Consider the following 22,971-nt stretch of genomic DNA (forward strand, 5'->3'; position numbering starts at 1 on the left):
CTCGCTTATGCTTCTTGATCTACTGGAGCTTCAGCGGCAGGCTCTTGCTCTTCGAGCTCAACCTTATTTAACAGGTTGTTACGAATTGTCATCTCAATTTCTTGAGCAACTTCTGGATGCTCTTTTAAGTAGGTAGAAGCGTTTGCTTTACCTTGACCTATTTTATTGCCTTTGTAAGAGAACCAAGCACCGGCTTTATCAACCAGCTTCTCTTTAACACCTAGGTCAACCAGCTCACCGTAGCGGTTAAAACCTTCACCATACATAATCTGGAATTCAGCCTGTTTAAACGGTGGTGCAATTTTGTTTTTAACCACTTTAACGCGAGTTTCGTTACCAACAACTTCATCGCCAGCTTTAACTGCGCCAATGCGGCGAATGTCTAAACGAACCGATGCGTAGAATTTAAGTGCGTTACCACCGGTAGTGGTTTCAGGGTTACCAAACATTACACCAATCTTCATACGGATTTGGTTAATGAAGATACACATACAGTTAGTTTGCTTAAGGGTACCGGTTAACTTACGTAATGCTTGAGACATCAAACGTGCTTGCAGGCCAACGTGGCTATCGCCCATGTCTCCTTCAATTTCTGCTTTTGGTGTTAAGGCTGCAACCGAGTCAATAACAATCATATCTACAGCACCAGAGCGGGCTAACATATCGGTAATTTCTAGAGCTTGCTCACCAGTATCAGGTTGAGATACCAATAAGTTGTCTACGTCTACACCTAGCTTTTTCGCATAGATAGGGTCTAAGGCATGCTCCGCGTCAACAAAGGCACATACTTTACCCACTTTTTGGGCTTGCGCGATAGCTTCTAAAGTAAGTGTGGTTTTACCAGAACTTTCAGGGCCATAGATTTCAATCACACGGCCCATTGGCAAGCCACCTGCACCCAAAGCAATATCAATTGATAAAGAACCAGTAGAAATGGTTTCAATATCCATGGTACGGTTATCACCAAGCTTCATGATTGAGCCTTTACCAAATTGCTTCTCAATTTGGCCTAGGGCCGCAGCTAATGCCTTTTGTTTGTTCTGATCCATATCGCCCTCGTTAGGTGCTTTTAACTATCTTGTTGAACAGTAGTATACTGGGTATTCATACAGTATCAAGTTTATTCCATAAAATTCCTAAAAGAGTTTTGCCTAATTAGCTGGCAGCTTTTATCCTTGCAGCTTCGTTCACCTAAATAGCCAATAATTCGATTACGCTGATGACTGAAACAAACCTAGAAAAACATACGCCGATGATGCGCCAGTACCTTAATCTAAAGGCGCAACACCCTGATATCCTTCTGTTCTATCGGATGGGCGATTTCTATGAGTTGTTTTATGAGGATGCAAAACGCGCATCTGAACTAATGGATATTTCGCTAACCAAACGTGGACAATCAGCCGGTACGCCGATTCCCATGGCAGGCATTCCCTATCACGCGGCCGAGAACTATCTTTCACGACTTGTACAACTAGGCGAGTCAGTCGCGATTTGTGAACAGATTGGCGACCCAGCTACCAGTAAAGGGCCGGTCGAACGAAAAGTAGTTAGAATCATCACCCCTGGTACAGTAAGTGACGAAGCGCTACTAGAGGAAAAGCAAGACAACTTACTAGTTAGCGTAGTGAATCAACTAGAACAAATTGGTCTTGCTTACCTGGATATTGCCAGTGGTCGCTTCGTTATCAATCAGTTTAATGGCGAGGATCAGCTACAAGCCGAACTTCAGAGACTAAACCCAGCCGAATTGCTCTACCCCGACGATTTTGAATTTTACCCAAGTTTGCAAAGCTACAAAGGCCTACGCCGACGCGGTGAGTGGGAGTTTGATTTAGCCACAGCGGAAAAAGTGCTAAACCAGCAATTTGGTACTCGTCATCTAGATGGTTTTGGCGTGAGTGAATATCCCCTCGCCCTGTCGGCAGCGGGTTGCTTATTGCAATATGTCCAGGATACCCAGCGCACTGCATTGCCACATATCAATGCAATTATTATTGAAAGCCAAAGCCAGTTTATTCAGCTAGATGCAGCTAGTCGCAAAAACTTAGAGCTTACTCGAAACTTGGCCGGCACTTATGACAATACTCTCAGCGCCATTTTAGATCGCAGCGCCACTGCCATGGGTAGCCGCTTGCTCAACCGCTGGATCCATCAACCGTTGAGCAATCAGCAAGAAGTTGTAGCTCGCCAAGATTGTATTGCCGAGATCTTAAGTGCTGACCTCTATCCACAACTTCAAAGCATTCTTAAATCCATAGGTGACATTGAGCGTATTTTAGCGCGTTTAGCATTGCGCTCTGCTCGTCCTCGGGATCTTGCTCGCTTACGCAATGCTTTTGACCAACTGCCCGAGCTGCAAAGTTATTTACTTAACTGCCAGGCTTTAGCCCCTTTAGCTAAAAACATCGGTGAGTTCCCAGATACCCTCACACTGCTACAAAATGCAATTATTGATAATCCTCCAGTACTCATTCGAGATGGTGGGGTTATTGCGCCAGACTACAATCAAGAACTGGATGAGTGGCGTAACTTAAGTGACGGGGCTACTCAGTTCTTAAGTGATATAGAGCAGCGTGAGCGCGAGCAAACAGGCATCGCTAATCTAAAAATTGGCTATAACAAAGTGCATGGTTTTTATATCGAAGTTAGCAGAGCCCATGCAGAACAAGTTCCTGAGCACTATATTCGCCGTCAAACTTTAAAGAATATGGAGCGCTACATCATCCCTGAGCTTAAAGAGCACGAAGAAAAAGTGCTTTCTAGTCAAGGTAAAGCGCTAGCCCTTGAAAAACAGTTATACGAGCAACTACTCGACCTGTTAATGCCAGAGCTAAACAAAATGCAACAAAGTGCTCAAGCCATTGCTCAACTAGATGTTCTAGCGTGTTTGGCAGAAAGAGCCGAAAGCTTAAACTATTCTCGCCCAAGCTTTGTGAAAAACTCAGGTATTAGTATCCAGGGCGGCCGTCACCCGGTTGTAGAGCATGTAAATGAAACACCATTTATTGCCAACCCAGTTCAGCTAAACAAACAGCGCCAGCTATTAATAGTTACAGGCCCTAACATGGGTGGTAAATCGACTTATATGCGCCAAACAGCACTTATCTGTTTGATGGCTTACATGGGAAGTTATGTTCCGGCTGATAGCGCAGAACTTGGACCAATAGATAAAATCTTCACTCGTATTGGTGCTTCCGATGATCTGGCAAGTGGTCGTTCTACCTTTATGGTTGAGATGACTGAAACTGCAAATATATTGCATAACGCCACTGCCAATAGCCTAGTACTGATGGACGAAATTGGCCGAGGAACAAGCACTTATGATGGTATGTCATTAGCTTGGGCCGTAGCGCAGGCATTAGCTAAACTTAAATCACAAACGCTTTTTGCTACTCACTATTTTGAGTTAACTCAGCTTCCAGAATTGTTGGAAGGGGCAGCTAATGTGCATTTAGACGCGGTTGAACATCAGGATACCATCGCATTTATGCATCAAGTACAAGATGGCGCGGCGAGTAAAAGCTATGGCTTGCAAGTAGCTGCTCTTGCTGGCATTCCAAAAGCAGTCATCAACCAAGCGAAACGAAAGCTCAAACAACTTGAGGCGATTGAGCCTGTTGGCTCAAATGCAGTAAATGGAGACTTAGCTGCTCAGTTAAACATGGACTTAGGCGAACCAGAACCTCACCCGGTTGTTGAGCAGCTTAAACAGCTCGACCCCAACGAACTAACTCCTAAAGCAGCTTTAGATTTATTGTATAAACTAAAACAGCAAAGTCATTAAATTACCTGTTCAGTCAGCAACTAAAAAAGGAAGCCTAAGCTTCCTTTTTATTATCTAATATTTCTTTAACTACACTTTAAACAGCGAATCTATAGATAAATTCTGTAGAGAAAGTATGTCACGTAAGCGACGTAGCGCTTCAACCTGAATTTGTCTAACACGCTCGCGTGTTAAGCCTATCTCACGGCCCACATCTTCCAGAGTAGATGCTTCATAACCTAGTAAACCAAAGCGACGTGCTAATACTTCGCGTTGTTTGCTGTTTAGCTCACCTAACCAACCAACGATACTATTTTTCATATCGTCGTCTTGGGTGCGGTGTTCAGGCCCGTGGTCATTCTCATCTGAAATGATATCAAGCAAGGCTTTATCATTATCCCCACCAATAGGCGTATCAACTGAGCTGATGCGTTCGTTTAGACGTAACATCTTAGTGACATCTTCAACCGGACGATCTAGCGTTTCAGCAATCTCCTCGGCGGTTGGTTCGTGATCTAAACGGTGTGCTAATTCACGTGCTGTACGTAAATATACATTTAGTTCTTTCACCACATGAATCGGTAATCGAATAGTTCGAGTTTGATTCATAATTGCTCGTTCGATGGTTTGACGAATCCACCATGTAGCATAGGTGGAGAATCGGAAACCACGCTCCGGGTCAAATTTTTCCACTGCTCGAATCAAACCAAGGTTCCCTTCCTCGATTAAATCTAGCAGTGCTAAACCACGATTATTGTAGCGGCGAGCAATTTTTACCACCAAGCGAAGATTACTTTCAATCATCCTTTTACGCGCGGCTTCATCACCTCTAAGGGCGCGGCGGGCATATAGGACTTCTTCTTCGGCGGTAAGCAATGGAGAGAAACCAATTTCGCCAAGATAGAGCTGAGTAGCATCTAAACTCTTGGAAACATCGGCTTGCATGATGTCATCTTTATCAGATTTTTTATCAACAGTTTGATTCTTTGAATTTTCTGTTGAAACGCTTTTAAGTTTTACAGCAGTTTTTACTTGGGTCATAGCATAACCTCCCTGAACAAGACCTGATTGCTGTTATTGTTATATGCAATCTAGGCTAGAGTGCCGGTAGATACTTAGCTGGATCTACTGACTTTCCTTTGAAACGGATCTCAAAATGTAATCGCGTATCTGTTGTTCCTGTATCGCCCATATCGGCGATATGTTGCCCTACTACTACTTGCTGTTTTTCTTTGACACGTAAACGACTGTTATGAGCATAAGCACTTAAATAATCATCATTGTGTTTTATTATTATTAGTTTTCCGTAACCTCGTAATGCACTACCTGCATACACCACTCGACCCGGTGCTGAAGCTACGATTTTTTGGCCTTGCTTACCGCGAATATCTAGGCCTTTATTACCATTCTCTTTGTTAGAGAAACCCTTGATAATCTTGCCTTTTGTTGGCCAAACCCAGCCTTTGACGGGACCGGTTTTAGCCTTCACGGTAACTTTCGGCGAGTTTTTAGCGTATGCCTTTGTTGACGTTGATTCAAGTTCTTTTGACGATTTTTTAACATCTTTAACTTGCGGCTTCACAGTTTTATGCTTATTGGTTTTAGCTTTACTGGTTTTAACACTGCTAGCTTTCAGATTTATAGTTTGACCAACATATATTGTGTATGGAGGCGGAATATTATTTCTTTTTGCTAATTGTTCGGGGTCGATCCCAGCCCGCCAAGCAATCGAGTACAGTGTTTCGCCCTTTGTTACTTTATAACTGGAGCTATTTAGGACACCTCGGGTCTCTTCGTTATAAGTTCCAGCATTAGTAACTGGCGCGGGGCCGCCTTCTCGACTACACCCTTGTAGCAAGCAAACGAGAAACACTAAGCCCAAATAACGCCAGTAATTCATAGTGTTAACGAAGCAATAAGTACGCTACCACAGCTAAAGCCACAACTAACCAACCTAAAATTTCTACATATTTACGAAGTTGAGCTTCCATTTTTTCGCCGCCCCACATCATCAAGCCAGCCACTAGGTAAAAGCGCATACCGCGACCAACTAAAGAGATAAGCAAAAACGGGATAAATGCCATATTCAGAATACCGGCAGTTAAGGTGAAGACTTTGTATGGAACTGGGGTGAAGCTAGCCACAAAAATTACTAATACCCCCCACTTTTCAAACCATTCAAAGGCCACATCCATTTTATGTTGGTAGCCGACCGATTTAATCAGCGGCTCCACAAGAGGCTCGTAGAAAAACTGGCCTAAGGCATAACCCAAAGCCGCCCCTAATACTGAAAAAATAGTCGCCAACATAGCAAAGCGTAATGCTTTATTAGGGCGAGAAAGCGCCATAGGCGCCAGCATGACATCGACAGGAATAGGCCAAAAGATAGATTCTATAAAACTCATCCCTGAAAGATAACGTACAGCATGGCGGTGCTCAGACCACGTCATCACTCTATCGTATAAGGCACTAAAAATTTTCACGCTAATTCACCATTAATTAAAGGAACAAAACGAACGGGTTCAAGATTACGTTGGGTAAAACCTTGGGTTTGTTTTTCTACTAAGATAAGCGACTGTTGCTGCTGTTGCTCACCTACTGGAATAATCATTTGGCCACCTACACTCAATTGCTCAACTAACGCTTGAGGAATAGCTGCTGCAGCGGCAGTTACAATAATTGCATCGAATGGCCCTTTGCTAGCCCAACCTTGCCAACCATCGCCATGTTTTGTTGCAACATTATGTAAATCGAGCATTTTTAAGCGGCGTTTGGCTTGAAACTGCAACGTTTTAATCCGTTCAACTGAGTAAACTTGGTCGACTAAAGAAGCTAAAACCGCAGTTTGATAACCCGAGCCGGTGCCAATTTCGAGCACTTTTTTCGGCTGTGTTTGCAGCAATATTTCAGTCATTTTGGCCACAATATAAGGTTGAGATAAGGTTTGCCCTTGACCAATAGGCAGGGCGGTATTATCCCAAGCTTGATGTGCAAGCGCTTCATCAATGAAATATTGTCGGGGTAGTTTAGCGATAGCGTTCAAAACGGCTTGGTTTTGTATACCGTGTTGACGTAGTTGATTCACCAGTTTCACACTATTTGGGCTTTCGCCAAATTGCATTACCTTGCCTCCCAATCCTTGATCCATGTGTCTAGTTTGCCAATAAAGCTGTGGGCTGTCATATCTATTGTTAAAGGTGTTATTGATACATAGCCCTGAGCAACAGCGTGAAAGTCGGTGCCTTCACCTGCATCTTGCTTTTCTCCAGGTGGACCAAGCCAATAAATGTCGTGGCCACGTGGATCTTGTTGTTTAACCATCACTTCTGCACGATGCCGGCTGCCAGCCCGAGTTACCTTTACGCCCTTAATCTGCTCCATTGGCAAATCAGGAACGTTCACATTAAGAATTTGATTACTCGGTAAGGCATGCTCGCGCAGTTGCTTAATCAACTTTAAAGTTACTTCTGCAGCGGTTTGATAGTGCTTCCCTTTACTTCCAACTAACGATACAGCAATTGCTGGTAAACCCAAGTTTCTTCCTTCCATTGCTGCAGCAACGGTACCAGAATACAGTACGTCATCACCAAGGTTGGCTCCTGCGTTAATACCCGCCACCACCAGTTCTGGTAGCTCATCCACTAACTCGTTAATCGCCAGATGCACGCAGTCTGTGGGCGTCCCCTTAACAGAGATAGTCTGTTCATCTAAGTGCACAATGCGTAAGGGGTTTTCTAGAGTTAAAGAGTTACTGGCACCGCTACAATTGCGATCTGGGGCAACCGTTAACACCGGCGCTAGTTGCTTTAAGCACTGCGCTAAACATTGAATGCCAGGTGCATGAATACCATCATCATTACTCACTAATATGGTCATGACCTTCACCTTGGCAATTTACTATTTCACGCAATATGCTTGTTGCGTAATTTCCTGCACTTAGGTAAAAGCTCAGTACTAAGTCATTACCATCAAGCTTCGCGCTAAACTGTTGTGGTTTAAGTGCCAGAGCCCTGCGTTCCATCTTCAAACCTGCTTCACTTAAGCCTGTAATAATTTGAGGATAGAGACTCAGCACGCTTTGCTCGAAGCGCAAAGCGTCCTCTACGCAAGCTAACTCCCCCTTCCCTACCATAGGTGCAGAAAGCTCAATTTCACCTTGCTGGAAACGCTCAACAATATCTGCATCAACTTGCTCAGCGACAAAGTAAGCATTGCTGCTAGCAAATTTCATCACATCACCAGTTAGCAGCTCTGAAAAATGCTGCTGGGCTATTCGTTCACTCACAGCTCGGTTAAATACTAAGCTACGCGCGGCCGAGAGGTAAATACTGCGTTTATCACGGTTTTTAATGCGCTTACCGGCAAACATAGCTAAAGCACTGTCTATATTGCTGGCGCCTCGTCCAAAACGCTGCGCTCCGAAGTAATTTGGCACTCCCGCTTTTGCAACTAACTCTGCACGGATTAACGCATCTTTCGCATCTGATACATCACGCAAACGGATCTTAAAATTGTTTCCAGACAAGGCCCCGCGTTTTAGCTTTCGGTTATGCCGCTCAACGGCAACAACTTTTACCCCCTCACCCAAGAGCTCGGGTAACTCAACATTAGGCTTTCCGGGCAACTGAATACTAAACCATTGAGTCGTTACTGCGTGGCGATCCTTTAAACCCGCGTAGCTAATCACTTTAGGGCTTACTTGGCAGGCTTCGGCCAGCATTTTTACCACCCATGAAGTATTTTCACCGGTTTTTTCCACCTTCACCATCATGTGCTCGCCATCGCCACTAAACTCAAAGGGCAATACTTCATCCACACAAAAATCCGCGGCTTGTTGTTTTAAGATACCGCTACTTTGTGGTTTACCATGGAGATAATTGAGCTGGTTAATTTGCTCTAGATAATCACTCACTTAGTTTTTCTCCAGCAATACAACGGCGTGACTAGAGATGCCTTCTTTACGCCCTTCAAAACCAAGCTTTTCGGTTGTTGTGGCTTTTACATTAATTTGGCTTATATCGGCTTGCAAGTCTTCTGCAATATTTAGCCGCATGGCTTCTATGTGCGGCGCCATCTTAGGTGCTTGGGCCACAATGGTTAAATCAAGATTTGCCAGTTTAAAGCCGCGCTCAAATATCTGCGCGACCACTTGGCGTAATAAAATTCGCGAGTCGATGCCGGCATATGCCTGATCATTGTCGGGGAAATGGTGACCGATATCACCCAAGGCTAGTGCTCCCAACAAAGCGTCACATAAAGCATGAAGAGCAACATCGCCATCAGAGTGAGCAACAAATCCTTGCTCGTAAGGAATGGCAACACCAGCAACCATTAATGGGCCTTCTCCACCAAACTTGTGAACGTCAAAACCGTGGCCAATGCGAATACTCACTTATACTTCCTCTTCATTCTGTTGCTGGCTGATAAACCATTTTGCTAAGGCCAAATCTTCTGGGCAAGTCACTTTAATGTTATCGCTACGCCCTGTCACTAAGCTCACCGGGCAGTTCGCCCACTCCATAGCAGACGCTTCATCGGTAATCACTACGCCAGTTAACAAGGCATTTTGTATATTGTCTTTAAGCTGCTTAACCTTAAACATTTGTGGGGTTAATGCATGCCAAAGCTGTTCTCTAGATACTGTTTGGGCAATTTTTCCATCCGCAGCGCGCTTCATCGTATCGCGAACTTGAGTGGCTAAAATACCACCACATTGCTGTTGCTCAACGGCGCTAATCAATTTGCTAATGTCACTTTCGGTAATACAAGGCCTGGCCGCATCATGGACTAGAATCCATTCATCTTTCTTAGCCGCTTTAAGCCCAGCTAATACAGAGTCTGCCCGCTCATCGCCACCAACCACCGTATTAATGCGTACGTCTTTGGCTAAGGGTAATTGGTTAAACCAAGTGTCGTTGGGGTGCAATACAATGATTAAGTTTTTAATAGCAGGGTGGGATAAAAAGACCTTGGCGGTAGTTTCTAAAATGGTCTGCTCACCTAAACGCAAATATTGTTTAGGAAGAGAGGCTTGCATACGACTACCAATACCTGCGGCAGGTAACAGCGCAGTATATTGCTTGCATTCAGATTTCATGAAATGTTGATACTCGGAGCCACTTATTGTTCTATTTCGGAGGACGGAATTATGCGATAAAAAGTTTCACCCTGCTTAATCATGCCAAGTTCATTACGCGCATGCTCTTCTACCGCATCAAAACCGCTGCGTAGATCAGCAATTTCGGCAACTAACACCGAGTTTCTCTGCGCTAATTCTTGATTTGCTAAGTCATGCTTGGTGACCTCTTCACGTAGCGCGAAGTAGTCATTAAGCGAGTTTTTGCCAAACCACAGTTGATACTGCAACAGCAAAACAATCAATATCAGTAAAATCTTAAACGAACGCATGGTTCCTCCCTAACAGAGATAATCCCATAAAGCCGTTTGTTACTCCATAAGCAGCGTGTTATTTATCTAAATCCTAGGCAAAAAAAATCCCCGCTAGTGCGAGGATTTTTAAAGCTATCGGCTTAATTCAAAAGAATTACTGGCCTTTAACTTCTTTAAGGCCGTTGTAAGGTGCTTTTGAACCTAGAGCTTCTTCGATACGTAGAAGTTGGTTGTACTTAGCAACACGGTCAGAACGGCTTAGTGAACCAGTTTTGATTTGGCCAGCAGCAGTACCAACAGCTAAGTCAGCGATAGTTGCATCTTCAGTCTCGCCTGAACGGTGAGAGATAACAGCAGTGAAGCCAGCGTCTTTAGCCATTTTAATTGCAGCCAAAGTTTCAGTTAAAGAACCGATTTGGTTGAATTTAATTAGGATAGAGTTAGCGATGCCGTTGTCGATACCACGCTTAAGGATCTTAGTGTTAGTTACGAACAAATCGTCACCAACTAATTGGATTTTGTCACCTAGAAGTTTAGTTTGGTGAGCAAAACCGTCCCAATCAGACTCGTCTAAGCCGTCTTCAATAGAAACGATTGGGTACTGTTCAGTAAGATCTTTAAGGAAGAAGTTGAACTCTTCTGAAGTGAATTTCTTACCTTCGCCTTTAAGGTCGTAGATGTTAGCTTCTTTGTCGTAGAATTCAGAAGCAGCACAATCCATAGCTAGAGTGATGTCTTTACCTAGCTCGTAACCCGCGCCAGCAACAGCTTCTTTAATTGCAGCAAGTGCAGCTTCGTTTGACTCTAGGTTTGGAGCGAAACCACCTTCGTCACCAACAGCAGTTGAGTGACCACCAGCTTTAAGAACTTTAGCTAGGCTGTGGAATACTTCAGCGCCCATACGTAGGCCTTCACGGAAGTTAGCAGCGCCAACTGGCTGAATCATAAATTCTTGGATGTCTACGCTGTTATCTGCGTGCTCACCACCGTTGATGATGTTCATCATTGGAAGAGGCATAGAGTAAACACCTGAAGTACCGTTTAGGTCAGCGATGTGAGCGTATAGTGGTACTTTCTTAGAAGCAGCAGCAGCTTTAGCAGCAGCTAGAGATACAGCTAGGATAGCGTTAGCACCAAAGTTAGCTTTGTTGTCAGTGCCGTCTAGGTCGATCATGATTTGGTCAAGCTCAGCTTGAGCCAATGCGTCTTTACCAGCAAGTGCTTCTGCGATTGGGCCGTTTACAGCTTCAACTGCTTTTAATACACCTTTGCCTAAGTAACGAGCTTTATCGCCGTCACGTAATTCTAGGGCTTCACGTGAACCAGTTGATGCGCCAGATGGAGCAGCAGCCATACCGATAGAACCGTCAGCTAGGTGTACTTCAGCTTCTACAGTTGGGTTACCGCGTGAATCCATGATTTCGCGACCAAGTACTTTTACGATATTAGACATTACTAATTTCCTCTATATAAATGAACTTCTAACTCTCTAAAAAACATTACTCGCTAATTGAGTCTAGCGAGCTTTATTAAATTCACCAGCTGCCTTTACAAAACCTGCAAACAACGGATGTCCATCGCGAGGCGTAGACGTGAATTCAGGGTGGAATTGTGCTGCCACAAACCAAGGGTGAGCTGGGTTTTCAATGATTTCTACTAACTTTTTATCCGAAGAAAGACCGGTTACCAGTAAGCCTTTCGCGGTAATTTTTGGTAACAAAGTATTATTAACTTCGTAGCGATGGCGGTGGCGCTCATAAATCTCTACGCTGCCATATAACTCTGCCACCTTAGACCCTTTGGTTAGATGACAAAGCTGCGAGCCAAGACGCATTGTGCCGCCTAGGTCAGAATCTACATCACGAGTTTCTACTTTACCGTCTTCATCAATCCACTCGGTAATTAAACCAACTACTGGGTGTTTTGATTTAGGGTCAAACTCACTTGAGTGGGCACCTTTTAAGCCAGCTACGTTACGAGCGTATTCAATTAACGCTACTTGCATGCCTAAACAAATACCCAAGTAAGGTACATTGTTCTCACGAGCATATTGTGCGGCCAAAATCTTGCCTTCTACGCCACGCTCGCCAAAGCCGCCTGGTACTAAAATCGCATCTAAGTCTTTTAGTACATCGGTGCCTTTTACTTCAAGATCTTGAGAATCTACATATTGAATTTTCACACTTAAACGGTTTTTAAGTCCGCCGTGTTTTAGCGCTTCATTAACTGATTTATAAGCGTCAGGTAATTCAACATACTTACCCACCATACCAATAACAATCTCATTGGTTGGGTTAGCTTCTTCGTAAATAACTTGTTCCCACTCGCTCAAATCAGCTTCTTCGCACTCTATACCGAAACGTTCGGTCACTAAAGCATCTAAGCCTTGAGACTTAAGCAATGCTGGAATTTTGTAGATGCTATCAACATCTTTTAAGGAGATTACCGCGCGATCTGGCACGTTAGTGAACAAGGCGATCTTAGCGCGCTCGTTAGCAGGAATTGCACGGTCACTACGACAAATAAGAATATCAGGCTGAATACCAATAGAACGCAACTCTTTAACCGAGTGCTGAGTAGGCTTAGTTTTCACTTCGCCAGCGGCACCCAAATATGGCACTAAGGTGAGGTGCATGTACATGGCGCGTTCGCGGCCAATCTCGGTACCTAATTGACGAATAGCTTCTAAGAAAGGTTGCGATTCGATGTCACCCACGGTGCCACCAATTTCAACAATGGCTACATCTACACCTTCGCCGCCCGCCACTACACGCTCTTTAATTGCGTTAGTGATATGAGGGATCACCTGGATAGTTGCGCCTAAGTAATCACCACGACGTTCTTTAGCCAGTACATCAGAATAAACACGACCCGTAGTGAAGTTATTGCGCTTAGTCATTTTGTTACGAATGAAACGCTCGTAGTGACCCAAATCTAAGTCAGTTTCAGCGCCATCTTCGGTTACAAATACTTCGCCGTGTTGGATCGGGCTCATTGTGCCGGGATCAACGTTAATGTACGGGTCAAGCTTCATAATGGTCACTTTAAGACCGCGAGCTTCGAGGATCGCAGCTAATGATGCAGCGGCAATACCTTTACCCAAGGAGGATACTACGCCTCCAGTGACGAAAATGTACTTTGTTGTCATGTCTAACCTGAGAAGTTGGATGTGTTAAGGGCGTATCTGCGATACTTGGACGGGGGCATAGTATAGCAAAGCCTCTTTAACACCACAATCAATGTCACTCTATCAAGACTAAGATTTAGTGGTTTTGTTGTAAATCAATTTTTGTAATTTTCTTTCACTTTATCCCACAGCGCATCCATCTCTGAAAGACTCATACTTTCTAAGATTTTCCCCGAATCCCTTGCCAGCGCTTCAACGCCTTGGAATCTACGAGTAAACTTTTGGTTAGCAGAACGTAGTAAGTCTTCTGCATCAAAATCACAAGCTCGGGCTAAATTTACGCAAGAAAACAACAAATCACCGATTTCTTCAGCAATTTCTTGCTGATTCTTCTCGGCAATGGCTTGCTTAACTTCCACTAACTCTTCTTCTACCTTATCGATAACAGGAGCCACATCTGGCCAATCAAAACCCACATTTGCACAACGCTTTTGTAGTTTTTGCGCTCGGCTTAAAGCCGGAAGCGCCAAGGGCACATCATCTAAAACACTCACTCTGCTAGATTGCGCTTTACTGGCGCGCTCTTTGGCTTTTTCAGCTTCCCAATTAGCTTTAATAGCCGCTTCATTCTTAAAAGCTTGTTCAGTGAAAACATGGGGATGACGGCGAATAAGCTTTTCACAAATACCATCAACCACATCGGCAAAATCAAAATCGCCCTGCTCTTTAGCAAATTGTGCGTAAAACACCACTTGGAACAACACATCTCCCAGCTCAAGCTTCACTTCTGAAAAGTCTGCTTGCTCTAAAGCTTGGTTAATTGCATCTGCCAGCTCGTAGGTTTCCTCAATGGTATAAGGAACAATACTTTGCCAATTTTGTTTTTGGTCCCAAGGGCAACCCGTTTCTGGGTCGCGCAGCTGCGTCATAATGCTTAACAGCGTCTCTATGCTATAAGGGCGTTGTGACATTGAAATGAAAATTCCTGACTAGTTAGCGTAAACGGCGCGCTTCGATAATATGGTTAAGCTGATTTATTTTGGCTAATACCCGCGATAAGGTTTCCAAGTTATAAATCTCTATTTCCATATCAATGGTAGCGGTTTGGCTTTTTACATCTGAGTGGCTTTGCATACCCATCACATTCACTTTGTCGTTAGCCAACACAGTGGTGACATCACGTAATAAACCGCTTCTATCATTGGCAATAATGCGAATGGTTAAACTGTAGCTGCTGGCAGTATTGTCGCCCCATACCGCATCAATCACTCGCTCTGGTGTGCGACTCACTAACTCAGCAAGCTGTTCACAATCGTGACTATGAATAGAAATACCACGCCCTTGGGTAATAAAGCCTTTAATACTGTCACCCGGAATAGGCTGACAACATTTAGCAATATGGGTCATCAGGTTGCCAACGCCATCTACTACGATGGAATCTTTAGCCTGCTTTTTCTTTTGGCCGTGATGCTCTGCCTTTTTGGCAATTGTTTCCAATGCTTGACGATCTTCTTCTTCTGCGGTTGGCTTATTAAGCGTGGCCTGCAAATGATGAATTAATTGGCTGAGCTTTACATCGCCCGCGCCAACAGCGGCCAGCAGATCATCGAGGTTTTTTACATTGAAACGTTCTACACACAGCTCAGCATCACTCAGTTTAAAACCATGTTTATGTAACTCTGCTTCAAGCAGCTCTTTACCAGCAACTTGATTCTTGTCTTTGTCTTGTTTTTTAAACCAGGTAGCTATTTTATTGCGCGCTCGCGAGGACTTCACATAGCCCAAATTGGGATTGAGCCAATCGCGGCTGGGGCTAGATTCTTTTTGAGTAATAATCTCGACTTGCTCACCAGTGTGTAACTGGTAGGTGAAAGGGACAATTCTGCCGCCAATTTTGGCGCCGATACAGCGGTGCCCCACTTGGCTATGCACGTAGTAGGCAAAATCTAAAGGCGTGGAGCCAGCGGGCAAATCAATCACTTCACCGCTTGGGGTGAATACATATACCCGGTCGTCAAATACTTGGGAGCGCAGCTCCTCAAGCATGGCACCATTTTCGGCAATATCGTCTTGCCATGCTAATAGCTTACGCAACCAAGCAATTTTATCTTCGAAGTCATTGCGACCGCCGCTGCCACCCTCTTTATACTTCCAGTGTGCGGCCACGCCAAGCTCAGACTCTTCATGCATTTGCTTGGTTCTGATTTGAACCTCTATCGACTTACCTTCTGGTCCAATTACCACGGTGTGAATAGATTGATAACCGTTCGGTTTTGGATTGGCAACATAGTCGTCAAACTCGCTGGGGATATGGTGCCAAGAGGTATGTACTATGCCTAATATGGCGTAACAATCTTGCAGTTTTTCAGCCACAATCCTAATTGCACGCACATCAAACAACTTATCGAAAGATAAGTCTTTTTTCTGCATTTTTCGCCAAATGCTGTAAATATGTTTTGGGCGACCATAAACTTGCGCATCAATGCCTGCAGCTTCAATATCCTGCTGCAACTTAGCCACAAAATCATCGATATACTGGGTTCTTGCGAGGCGTTTTTCATCTAGCTGCTTAGCAATTTGTTTGTAGGTGACCGGATGCAAGTAGCGAAAGGTAAAATCTTCTAACTCCCACTTTAATTGGCCTATCCCCAAACGGTTCGCTAGCGGAGCATAAATATCCTGGCTTTCTTTGGCCGCTAATACGCGGATCTCTTCTTCTTCATTTTTTACTTCTCGTAAAAAGCAAATACGCTCGGCCAGCTTGATCACAATAGCGCGAACATCCCCCACCATGGCCAGCAGCATCCGTCGCACATTATCTATTTGCCCAGATGATAGGCTTTTGTTTTGACCGGTTCTTAGCGCCTTCATCGCGTCCATTTGCGCCGCATCGTGACGCAACTTGATCACTTCATCACTAAATTGTGGGCTAAGTTTTTCTTCTGCGAGCAAACCAGCATCAACAAACGGAAATAACAACGCAGCTTCCAGGGTAGGCAAATCCATGTTAAGGGTAACTAAGATTTCCACCATCTCCTTACCCTTGGTTAAACAACGATGGACTTGGTCTTTATCTGCTTCTAAAGCACGAAAGTAGTTGCTGGCGGCAAACAAGTGCTGTTGATCTTCTACCGCAATATCAAGGCTAGCAACCCACTGATTCTCATCAAATAAAAGTTGTTCATTTAGATGTGTTTCTCGTACCGAAACCATACAACAAAAATTCCTATATCAATGCTACCAACACAGGTTGCTCATCAACCATTAACGTTCAAATAAGGCCATTGTCTCTACATGTTCAGTGTGTGCGAACATGTCTACTAACGCCAACTTACTTAAGCGATACCCCGCTTGTTTAAGCACTTTGGCATCTCTGGCTAAGGTAGCAGGATTACATGAGACATATACTACGGTGCTTGGACTAAGCTTGGCAACCTGTGAAATGGCTAGTTTTGCTCCTGCTCTAGCAGGGTCGAGTAATACTTTATTAACCTTGGTTTTCTGCCAAGCTTTAGCGGTTTCAACTTGCTCTAAATCGCCGCTAAATGCACTAACGTTGCTTAAACCATTTGCTTCAGCATTAGCTAGCACTTGCTTAGTCATTGCTGTAACCCCTTCCACCGCAATCACTTGCTGCGCTTTTTGCGCCAGAGCCAAGCTAAAATTACCAATGCCGGCATACAAATCCAGTATTTGGTCCTCTGCACAAGGCTGTAACCACTCTAAAGCTTTAGAAACCAGAGCTTGATTCATGGCCTCGTTCACTTGAATAAAATCACCGGGCGTGAAGGCTAAGCGCAAGCCCTGTTCAGCCAAATCGTAGTAAGCGTGCTCCCCCATCAAATAGCTCGATTGCTCATCGGTAGCGATAACTAGTGCTATGGAATGTTGCTGAGCAAAGCTGCGTAATTGCGCTGCAATTTTATCGGAAGGCTCACTACGAACACGGATCCGACATACAATTTTCGGCTGGCAGTCAATAAGCTCGATATGACCTAAATTGATAGACTTTGGCCATGTTTTTAATAATTGCTGAAGGGGCACCAGTAGCGCCGACAGTTGCGGTTTAAGGACAATGCATTCTGATATAGCCACAATGTCTTTACTGGACTTTTTACGAAAACCAAGCTGCCAACCACGCTGCTTATCAAACCAAGTGCTCAAACGAGTAGCGCGTCGGTAATGCCAATCATCTCCACTTAATATTTCAAACTCGGGCAAGTCTCGATAACCAGACTGGCGACTGATGAGTTCAGCTACCGCTCTTTGTTTGTATTCTCGCTGAGCCTGGGCCGACAAATACTGGGCACTACATCCACCACACTCTTGGTAAAACTGACAAGCAGGCTCGATGCGCTGGGGCGCATCATTTAAACGTTTTAGTAACTTAGCTGGGCCCGATTTAGCACTAGGTAATACATCAACCAGCTCTCCAGGCAACACCCCGTCAACAAAATAGGTTTTGCCTTGGTGTTTTACCACTCCGTTTAAATGGTGATCAAGCGCTAGAACCTGAGCGTCTCTAATTGCCTTTATCGAAGTAGATTTTGCTTTTGCTTTAAAAAATTGGGCCATAGAAGAGACTTATTTACTCGGTGAATACAAAAAGGGACGGGCTTATGTCATCATAAGCGATTGGAACCATGTCATTTTCCCATAAGAAACGTTTATGACCAAGTATGGCTTACGCGCCCGCGTATATATTCTCACTATTATACCTACACTTTTTGTCGGTATCTTGTTGGCGAGCTACTTCACCTTTAATCGAAATCAGCAATTAGATAACTTTGTTATCGAGCAGGGTGTTAATGTTATTGAGCCTCTCGCCATCGCCAGTGAAGTTGGCCTAAGCCGCTATAACCGGGAAAAAGTAAAATCGCTGATTAGCGTTACACATCGAAAAATGTCACCGTTAATTAAAAGTATTGCGGTGTACGATAAACACAACCAACTTTTTGTAACCAGTAACTACCACCGCAATATTCGCTTGCTACAAAGCGACCCAGAGCTACCGCTGCCGCAATCAACTCAGGTAGAAATTTACCCCAATCGAATTATTTTACGTGCGCCAATCTGGGCCGAAGCCGAAGGTAGTTTTGCCGCCTTTAGTAATGGGAAACCTGAGCTGCTGGGTTACATCTCAATGCAGTACAACAAAGACCGCGCCTTACTGCTGCAGTTTAGAGATACCACGGTAGCGCTGTTTATTGTGTTATTTGGCGTACTCATTAGTGTGCTATTCGCCTTCCAATTAAGTAAGCAAGTTACCCAACCCATTACCAACATGGTGAACATTGTTGACCGGATCCGCCAAGGTCGCTTAGATGCCCGGGTTGATGGCAGTTACACCGGCGAGTTGGGGTTGCTGAAACACGGTATTAACTCCATGGCTAAATCGCTAGCCGAATATCATGAGGAAATGCACCAAAGCATTGATCAAGCCACGAGTGATTTGCGTGAAACACTTGAACAGATTGAAATTCAAAACATCGAGTTAGATATCGCCAAAAAAGAGGCGCAACAAGGTGCTAAGGCGAAATCGGAATTCTTAGCCAACATGAGCCACGAATTAAGAACTCCGTTAAATGGTGTCATTGGATTTGCTCGTCAACTGCTTAAAACTCAGCTAAACAGTAATCAAGCCGACTACCTGCTTACCATTGAAAAGTCAGCTAACAATCTACTTGCCATCATTAATGACATTCTTGATTTCTCTAAACTAGAAGCAGGAAAACTGAAGCTCGAGCGCATTGATTTTAACTTCCGAGATACCATCAACGACGTAGTAACACTGCTAGCACCAAGTGCTCAAGATAAAAACTTAGAACTTAACTTGCTGATAGAACCTAGTGTGCCAGAAGGTTTACGTGGCGACCCACTGCGTTTACAACAAGTTTTCACTAACCTACTAGGCAATGCCATTAAGTTCACCCATCAGGGTGAAATTACCGTTGCGATTAGTTTAATCAAGCAACAAGGCCAGCAAGTGGTGCTAAATGCTGCGGTGAAAGATACTGGCATTGGCATTTCTAAAGAGCAACAATCGCAATTGTTCCAGGCCTTTAAACAAGCAGATACCAGTATTAACCGCGAGTACGGCGGCACCGGTTTAGGCTTAGTCATTACTCAGAAGCTGGTTCAACATATGGGTGGCGATATCAAACTAAGCTCCGAGCCAGAAAAAGGCGCAGTGTTTAGTTTCGATATTCACCTAGAACAGGCCAACATGGTACTGGGAGCCCCGCTGCCATTAACCGCGCTAAGTCAGCTATCTGTGTTGCTATATGAACCGCACCAAGTCAGCCAGTCTGTGATTAGCGGTTTAGCCCAACAGTGGCAACTGCCACTGCAAACCGCAACTGACGATGCTCAATGGCAAAGCGCGATAAAACACTTCTCAGGTACAGTAATCATTGGCCATAGCGACTGGCAAACACTCGAGCCCTTACAAAAGAAAATAGCCGAAGCGCTAGAGCGTAGCTCGGAAGTGATTGTATTAATCAACTCCAGCGATCCTGATATTCACCAACGGGTTATTGAAGCAGGTGCTAAACACTGCATGAGTAAGCCAATTAACCATCGCAAACTGGCGCAAGCATTAGTTGATGAGAAGATTGCTGTAAATGATGTTGTTACGCCAATGGCAAAAGTTTCCCGCTCAAAACTGGTGTTAAAGGTGCTAGCGGTAGATGACAACGCAGCAAACTTAAAACTTATATCAGCAATGCTGCATGAGCTGGTTACCCAAGTTGATACCTGCACTAACGGCTTAGAAGCCATCACTAAAGCTGAAGAAGAAAGTTACGACCTCATCTTAATGGATATTCAAATGCCGATTTTAGATGGCATTAGCGCTACCCAAAAAATTCGCCAGAACAGTAAAAATGAACAAACCCCAATTATCGCGGTTACTGCGCATGCTCTAGCGGGCGAAAAAGAGCAGTTGTTGGGGCAAGGTGTGGATGATTACCTAGCAAAACCCATAGATGAATCTTCACTAGAGAAGCTTATCCACCGCTGGCAACCCAATGCTAAATTGCTTAGCCGAGAAGACTTTGCCGCCACCTTGGATCAACCTAAAACTATTGAATTTGAAAATGCTAGCCTGTCTTGGCAACTAGCCATGCAACGCGCTAACAACAACCAAGCCTTAGCCATAGATATGTTTGTTATGTTGCAAGACAGTTTTGTAGAGATAGAAGAAGCAATTGAGCAGATACTGAATCAGCAAATCAATGCCGACGAATTTGTGCTGCTAGTTCATCGCTTCCGCGGAGGTTGTGCATACAGTGGTTGTAAGCGCTTAGAGTCACTTACAACCACCATCGAAGATAGCCTACGTCAGCACGGTGATGTTGCTCAGGTTGAGCCCGAATTGCTGGAATTAAGTGATGAAATTGAAAAGGTCAAACAGGCTGCCAAGCAGTTAAATCAGCAGCTAAGCTAAGCTTCCAAGGTATTTGGCGCAAAATAAAAGCCGCTATTATGCGGCTTTTTTCTTTGGCAAGCATTGTAAGCAATGCTCACTAAATATCTTGATTAGCTTCTTGCTCTTTAAGGAAGCGACCGGTTAATACTTGACCGCGATTACGATTGCAGTACCAGTTATAAAATGGGTAGCTAACTAAACCAAATAAGGCTGTTACTAACGCATTACTAAACGGCGAAATAATCATAGGCAATAACGCCTGAATAATATTGCCACCATTCATTATCGTATAAATTAGTAATGCTAAACCAGCAATCACACCCACACCAAAACCTACCAAGGCTAATAACTTCATTAGACCAAACAGGTCTAACTGAACGCGATATCGTTCAACCAATGTTCTTCTCCTAATTAGCGCTCTAGCACCACGGTAGCTACCGCGTAGTCACGCTCATCACTAATACTAATAAACTGGCTGCTTACCTCAAGCTGCTCGCACAAGGCCATTGCAGCGCCGCTAAATACCAACTCAGGTTTTCCAAATTGGTTATTGGACACTTCTATTTGTTGAAAACCAACACCTTTGGCAATCCCTGTTCCCAGCGCTTTTGCAGCTGCTTCTTTTGCAGCAAACCGTTTTGCTAAAAAACGCGCTGGGGCAGCATGCTGCTCAAACCGCACAAATTCAGCTTCGGTTAATACCCGCTTAGCCAATGCATGCATTTGCTTGCTATTGGCTATTCGCTCTACTTGAACGATATCGGTACCTAAGCCTACTATCGCCACAGTTTACGCTTCACCTTGGCGAGCTTGAACCATCAAGGTTTTCATTTCACGCACGGCGGCGTCCATGCCAACCATTACTGCACGCGCAATAATCGCATGGCCAATGTTAAGTTCAATAATTTCTGGCATAGCAGCAATTGGCAATACATTATGGTAATGCAAACCATGGCCAGCATTTACTTTTAAGCCTTTGTCTGCAGCATAACTGGCCGCAGCGGCAATCTTTTTCAGCTCAGCTTGCTGCTCGGCTTCATCTTCTGCATCGGCATAATGACCAGTATGCAGCTCAATGAACGGCGCGCCAGATGCAATAGAAGCATCAATTTGCTCATCATCGGCATCGATAAATAGCGAAACTAAAATACCCGCGTCAGTTAGCTTAGTAACAGCTTCGGTGATTTTCTCAAGATTGCCAACAACATCCAGACCACCTTCGGTGGTTAACTCTTCACGCTTTTCTGGAACCAAACACACAAAGTGAGGCTTGTGCTCACAAGCAATGGCTACCATCTCGTCGGTTACCGCCATTTCTAGGTTTAAGCGGGTTTGCACCGTTTGACTCATGATAGCAACATCACGGTCAACAATATGACGGCGGTCTTCTCTTAAATGAATGGTAATACCATCAGCGCCAGCCATCTCGGCAATACCAGCAGCAAGCACAGGATCTGGGTATGTCGTGCCGCGTGCTTGGCGAAGTGTGGCGATATGATCAACATTTACGCCTAATAAAATCTCACTCACAAATATTCCTTTTTCAACAAGGCCTTAATTGAAGGCTCTATTGGTAGTTTTAATTTGACTGAACAATTTGCGACTGGTCAACTCTCTGCCATTGAGCAGTTGAGCAATCACAATTCGACAAAATCTTTTGGCACATAATAAGTGTTGCGCTTGCTGTGGGTCAAAAGCTAATAACATAAGTATTTCCTGATAGCTAAATTCCACCTGCGAAAAGCGGCTGTTGCTAACCACAAAACCCTCATGTAATCGGTATTGATAGCTAAGACCTTGAGCAAATTCTTGCGGCTCGGCTAAGGCAAAACCCAACTCAGCCACCAACAACAGCTCAAACTCACGCAAACAGCCCTCTAAAGGCTGCTGTTTGGCTAAGGCCATTAAGCTGTCTTGATAATGATGATACAAGCTTGGATAAGCGGTATTTTCTTCCAGCAAATAATAAAGCAGTTCATTAAGGTAAAGGGTGCTATAAAGATATTGCCCAAACAGCGGTAGCGCCAAGTTACTGGCTTCTACCTGTTTAAAGTTACGTAAACTACCTTTACCACTAAGCTCAACTAATAGTGGAACGCCGGGTTGCAATATGCCTCGCCACTTAGAGCGTTTAGCTCTAGCTCCGCGAGCCACAGCACTCACTTTGCCATATTCAAGGGTAAACAGCTGTACTAACAAACTGGTTTCTCGATATGGCCGCGTATGAATAACAAACGCAGGTGTGAGTGCCTGTTCAGGCAA

General features: G+C 44.3%; 21 protein-coding genes. 2 read left to right on the forward strand and 19 right to left on the reverse strand.

Features of this window, described 5'->3' with window-relative positions:
* Positions 1-5: 5 nt before the first annotated feature.
* A complete protein-coding gene (gene recA, locus ACYFDN_RS03530; RefSeq protein ID WP_016402831.1) occupies positions 6-1,049 on the reverse strand; it encodes a recombinase RecA in 1,044 nt (347 codons plus the stop codon).
* A gap of 161 nt (positions 1,050-1,210) precedes the next feature.
* Between recA and mutS the strand changes: the two genes are divergently transcribed.
* Positions 1,211-3,784, forward strand: a complete 2,574-nt coding sequence (gene mutS / locus ACYFDN_RS03535) for a DNA mismatch repair protein MutS (RefSeq protein WP_483510046.1) — start codon at positions 1,211-1,213, stop codon at positions 3,782-3,784.
* 69 nt (positions 3,785-3,853) lie between these two features.
* Here mutS and rpoS read toward each other — a convergent pair whose 3' ends face one another.
* From rpoS to rlmD, 14 genes are all read right to left on the reverse strand, one after another.
* Entirely contained in the window at positions 3,854-4,804 is a 951-nt protein-coding gene (gene rpoS, locus ACYFDN_RS03540; protein WP_016402833.1) for an RNA polymerase sigma factor RpoS, read from the reverse strand.
* Between the two features lie 55 nt (positions 4,805-4,859).
* A complete protein-coding gene (locus ACYFDN_RS03545; protein ID WP_483510003.1) occupies positions 4,860-5,663 on the reverse strand; it encodes a peptidoglycan DD-metalloendopeptidase family protein in 804 nt (267 codons plus the stop codon).
* Positions 5,664-5,667: 4 nt separating this feature from the next.
* Entirely contained in the window at positions 5,668-6,246 is a 579-nt protein-coding gene (locus tag ACYFDN_RS03550) for a YqaA family protein (protein WP_406610871.1), read from the reverse strand.
* Complete coding sequence (locus ACYFDN_RS03555) at positions 6,243-6,884, reverse strand: protein-L-isoaspartate(D-aspartate) O-methyltransferase (protein ID WP_040307426.1); 642 nt, start codon at positions 6,882-6,884, stop codon at positions 6,243-6,245. Before ACYFDN_RS03555 ends, ACYFDN_RS03550 begins: the two co-directional genes overlap by 4 nt.
* Positions 6,884-7,639 (reverse strand): 5'/3'-nucleotidase SurE, encoded by a 756-nt coding sequence (gene surE / locus ACYFDN_RS03560; protein WP_483510004.1) that lies wholly within the window; start codon positions 7,637-7,639, stop codon positions 6,884-6,886. Before surE ends, ACYFDN_RS03555 begins: the two co-directional genes overlap by 1 nt.
* Positions 7,620-8,675, reverse strand: coding sequence for a tRNA pseudouridine(13) synthase TruD (truD, locus tag ACYFDN_RS03565; RefSeq protein ID WP_483510005.1), 1,056 nt, complete (start codon positions 8,673-8,675; stop codon positions 7,620-7,622). The genes surE and truD overlap by 20 nt, the downstream gene beginning before the upstream one ends.
* Entirely contained in the window at positions 8,676-9,149 is a 474-nt protein-coding gene (gene ispF / locus ACYFDN_RS03570) for a 2-C-methyl-D-erythritol 2,4-cyclodiphosphate synthase (RefSeq protein ID WP_338626418.1), read from the reverse strand. It lies immediately after the preceding gene.
* A 6-nt stretch (positions 9,150-9,155) separates the two neighbouring features.
* Positions 9,156-9,860 carry a 2-C-methyl-D-erythritol 4-phosphate cytidylyltransferase gene (ispD, locus tag ACYFDN_RS03575; RefSeq protein WP_483510006.1) on the reverse strand — a complete coding sequence of 235 codons (705 nt, stop codon included), beginning with the start codon at positions 9,858-9,860 and terminating at the stop codon, positions 9,156-9,158.
* Positions 9,861-9,883: 23 nt separating this feature from the next.
* The gene (gene ftsB, locus ACYFDN_RS03580) at positions 9,884-10,171 is read right to left on the reverse strand and encodes a cell division protein FtsB (protein ID WP_483510007.1); all 288 of its coding nucleotides are present in this window, start codon (positions 10,169-10,171) and stop codon (positions 9,884-9,886) included.
* Between the two features lie 136 nt (positions 10,172-10,307).
* Entirely contained in the window at positions 10,308-11,606 is a 1,299-nt protein-coding gene (gene eno, locus ACYFDN_RS03585; RefSeq protein WP_016402842.1) for a phosphopyruvate hydratase, read from the reverse strand.
* A 63-nt stretch (positions 11,607-11,669) separates the two neighbouring features.
* Positions 11,670-13,301 carry a CTP synthase gene (locus tag ACYFDN_RS03590; protein ID WP_483510008.1) on the reverse strand — a complete coding sequence of 544 codons (1,632 nt, stop codon included), beginning with the start codon at positions 13,299-13,301 and terminating at the stop codon, positions 11,670-11,672.
* A gap of 134 nt (positions 13,302-13,435) precedes the next feature.
* Complete coding sequence (gene mazG, locus ACYFDN_RS03595; RefSeq protein WP_483510009.1) at positions 13,436-14,251, reverse strand: nucleoside triphosphate pyrophosphohydrolase; 816 nt, start codon at positions 14,249-14,251, stop codon at positions 13,436-13,438.
* A gap of 22 nt (positions 14,252-14,273) precedes the next feature.
* Positions 14,274-16,493 carry a GTP diphosphokinase gene (gene relA, locus ACYFDN_RS03600; protein ID WP_483510010.1) on the reverse strand — a complete coding sequence of 740 codons (2,220 nt, stop codon included), beginning with the start codon at positions 16,491-16,493 and terminating at the stop codon, positions 14,274-14,276.
* A 51-nt stretch (positions 16,494-16,544) separates the two neighbouring features.
* Entirely contained in the window at positions 16,545-17,855 is a 1,311-nt protein-coding gene (rlmD, locus tag ACYFDN_RS03605) for a 23S rRNA (uracil(1939)-C(5))-methyltransferase RlmD (RefSeq protein ID WP_483510011.1), read from the reverse strand.
* 94 nt (positions 17,856-17,949) lie between these two features.
* Between rlmD and barA the strand changes: the two genes are divergently transcribed.
* Positions 17,950-20,727 (forward strand): two-component sensor histidine kinase BarA, encoded by a 2,778-nt coding sequence (gene barA, locus ACYFDN_RS03610; protein ID WP_483510012.1) that lies wholly within the window; start codon positions 17,950-17,952, stop codon positions 20,725-20,727.
* 79 nt (positions 20,728-20,806) lie between these two features.
* Here the strand turns inward: barA and ACYFDN_RS03615 are convergent, their stop codons facing one another.
* From ACYFDN_RS03615 to recO, 4 genes are read right to left on the reverse strand one after another with little or no spacing between them, the layout of a single operon-like run.
* The gene (locus ACYFDN_RS03615; protein ID WP_483510013.1) at positions 20,807-21,106 is read right to left on the reverse strand and encodes a hypothetical protein; all 300 of its coding nucleotides are present in this window, start codon (positions 21,104-21,106) and stop codon (positions 20,807-20,809) included.
* A 14-nt stretch (positions 21,107-21,120) separates the two neighbouring features.
* Positions 21,121-21,495 carry a holo-ACP synthase gene (gene acpS / locus ACYFDN_RS03620; RefSeq protein WP_483510014.1) on the reverse strand — a complete coding sequence of 125 codons (375 nt, stop codon included), beginning with the start codon at positions 21,493-21,495 and terminating at the stop codon, positions 21,121-21,123.
* A gap of 3 nt (positions 21,496-21,498) precedes the next feature.
* Positions 21,499-22,239, reverse strand: coding sequence for a pyridoxine 5'-phosphate synthase (pdxJ, locus tag ACYFDN_RS03625; RefSeq protein WP_338625040.1), 741 nt, complete (start codon positions 22,237-22,239; stop codon positions 21,499-21,501).
* Positions 22,240-22,263: 24 nt separating this feature from the next.
* A complete protein-coding gene (recO, locus tag ACYFDN_RS03630; protein ID WP_220718531.1) occupies positions 22,264-22,971 on the reverse strand; it encodes a DNA repair protein RecO in 708 nt (235 codons plus the stop codon).

This window comes from Agarivorans sp. D1326, assembly GCF_056958115.1.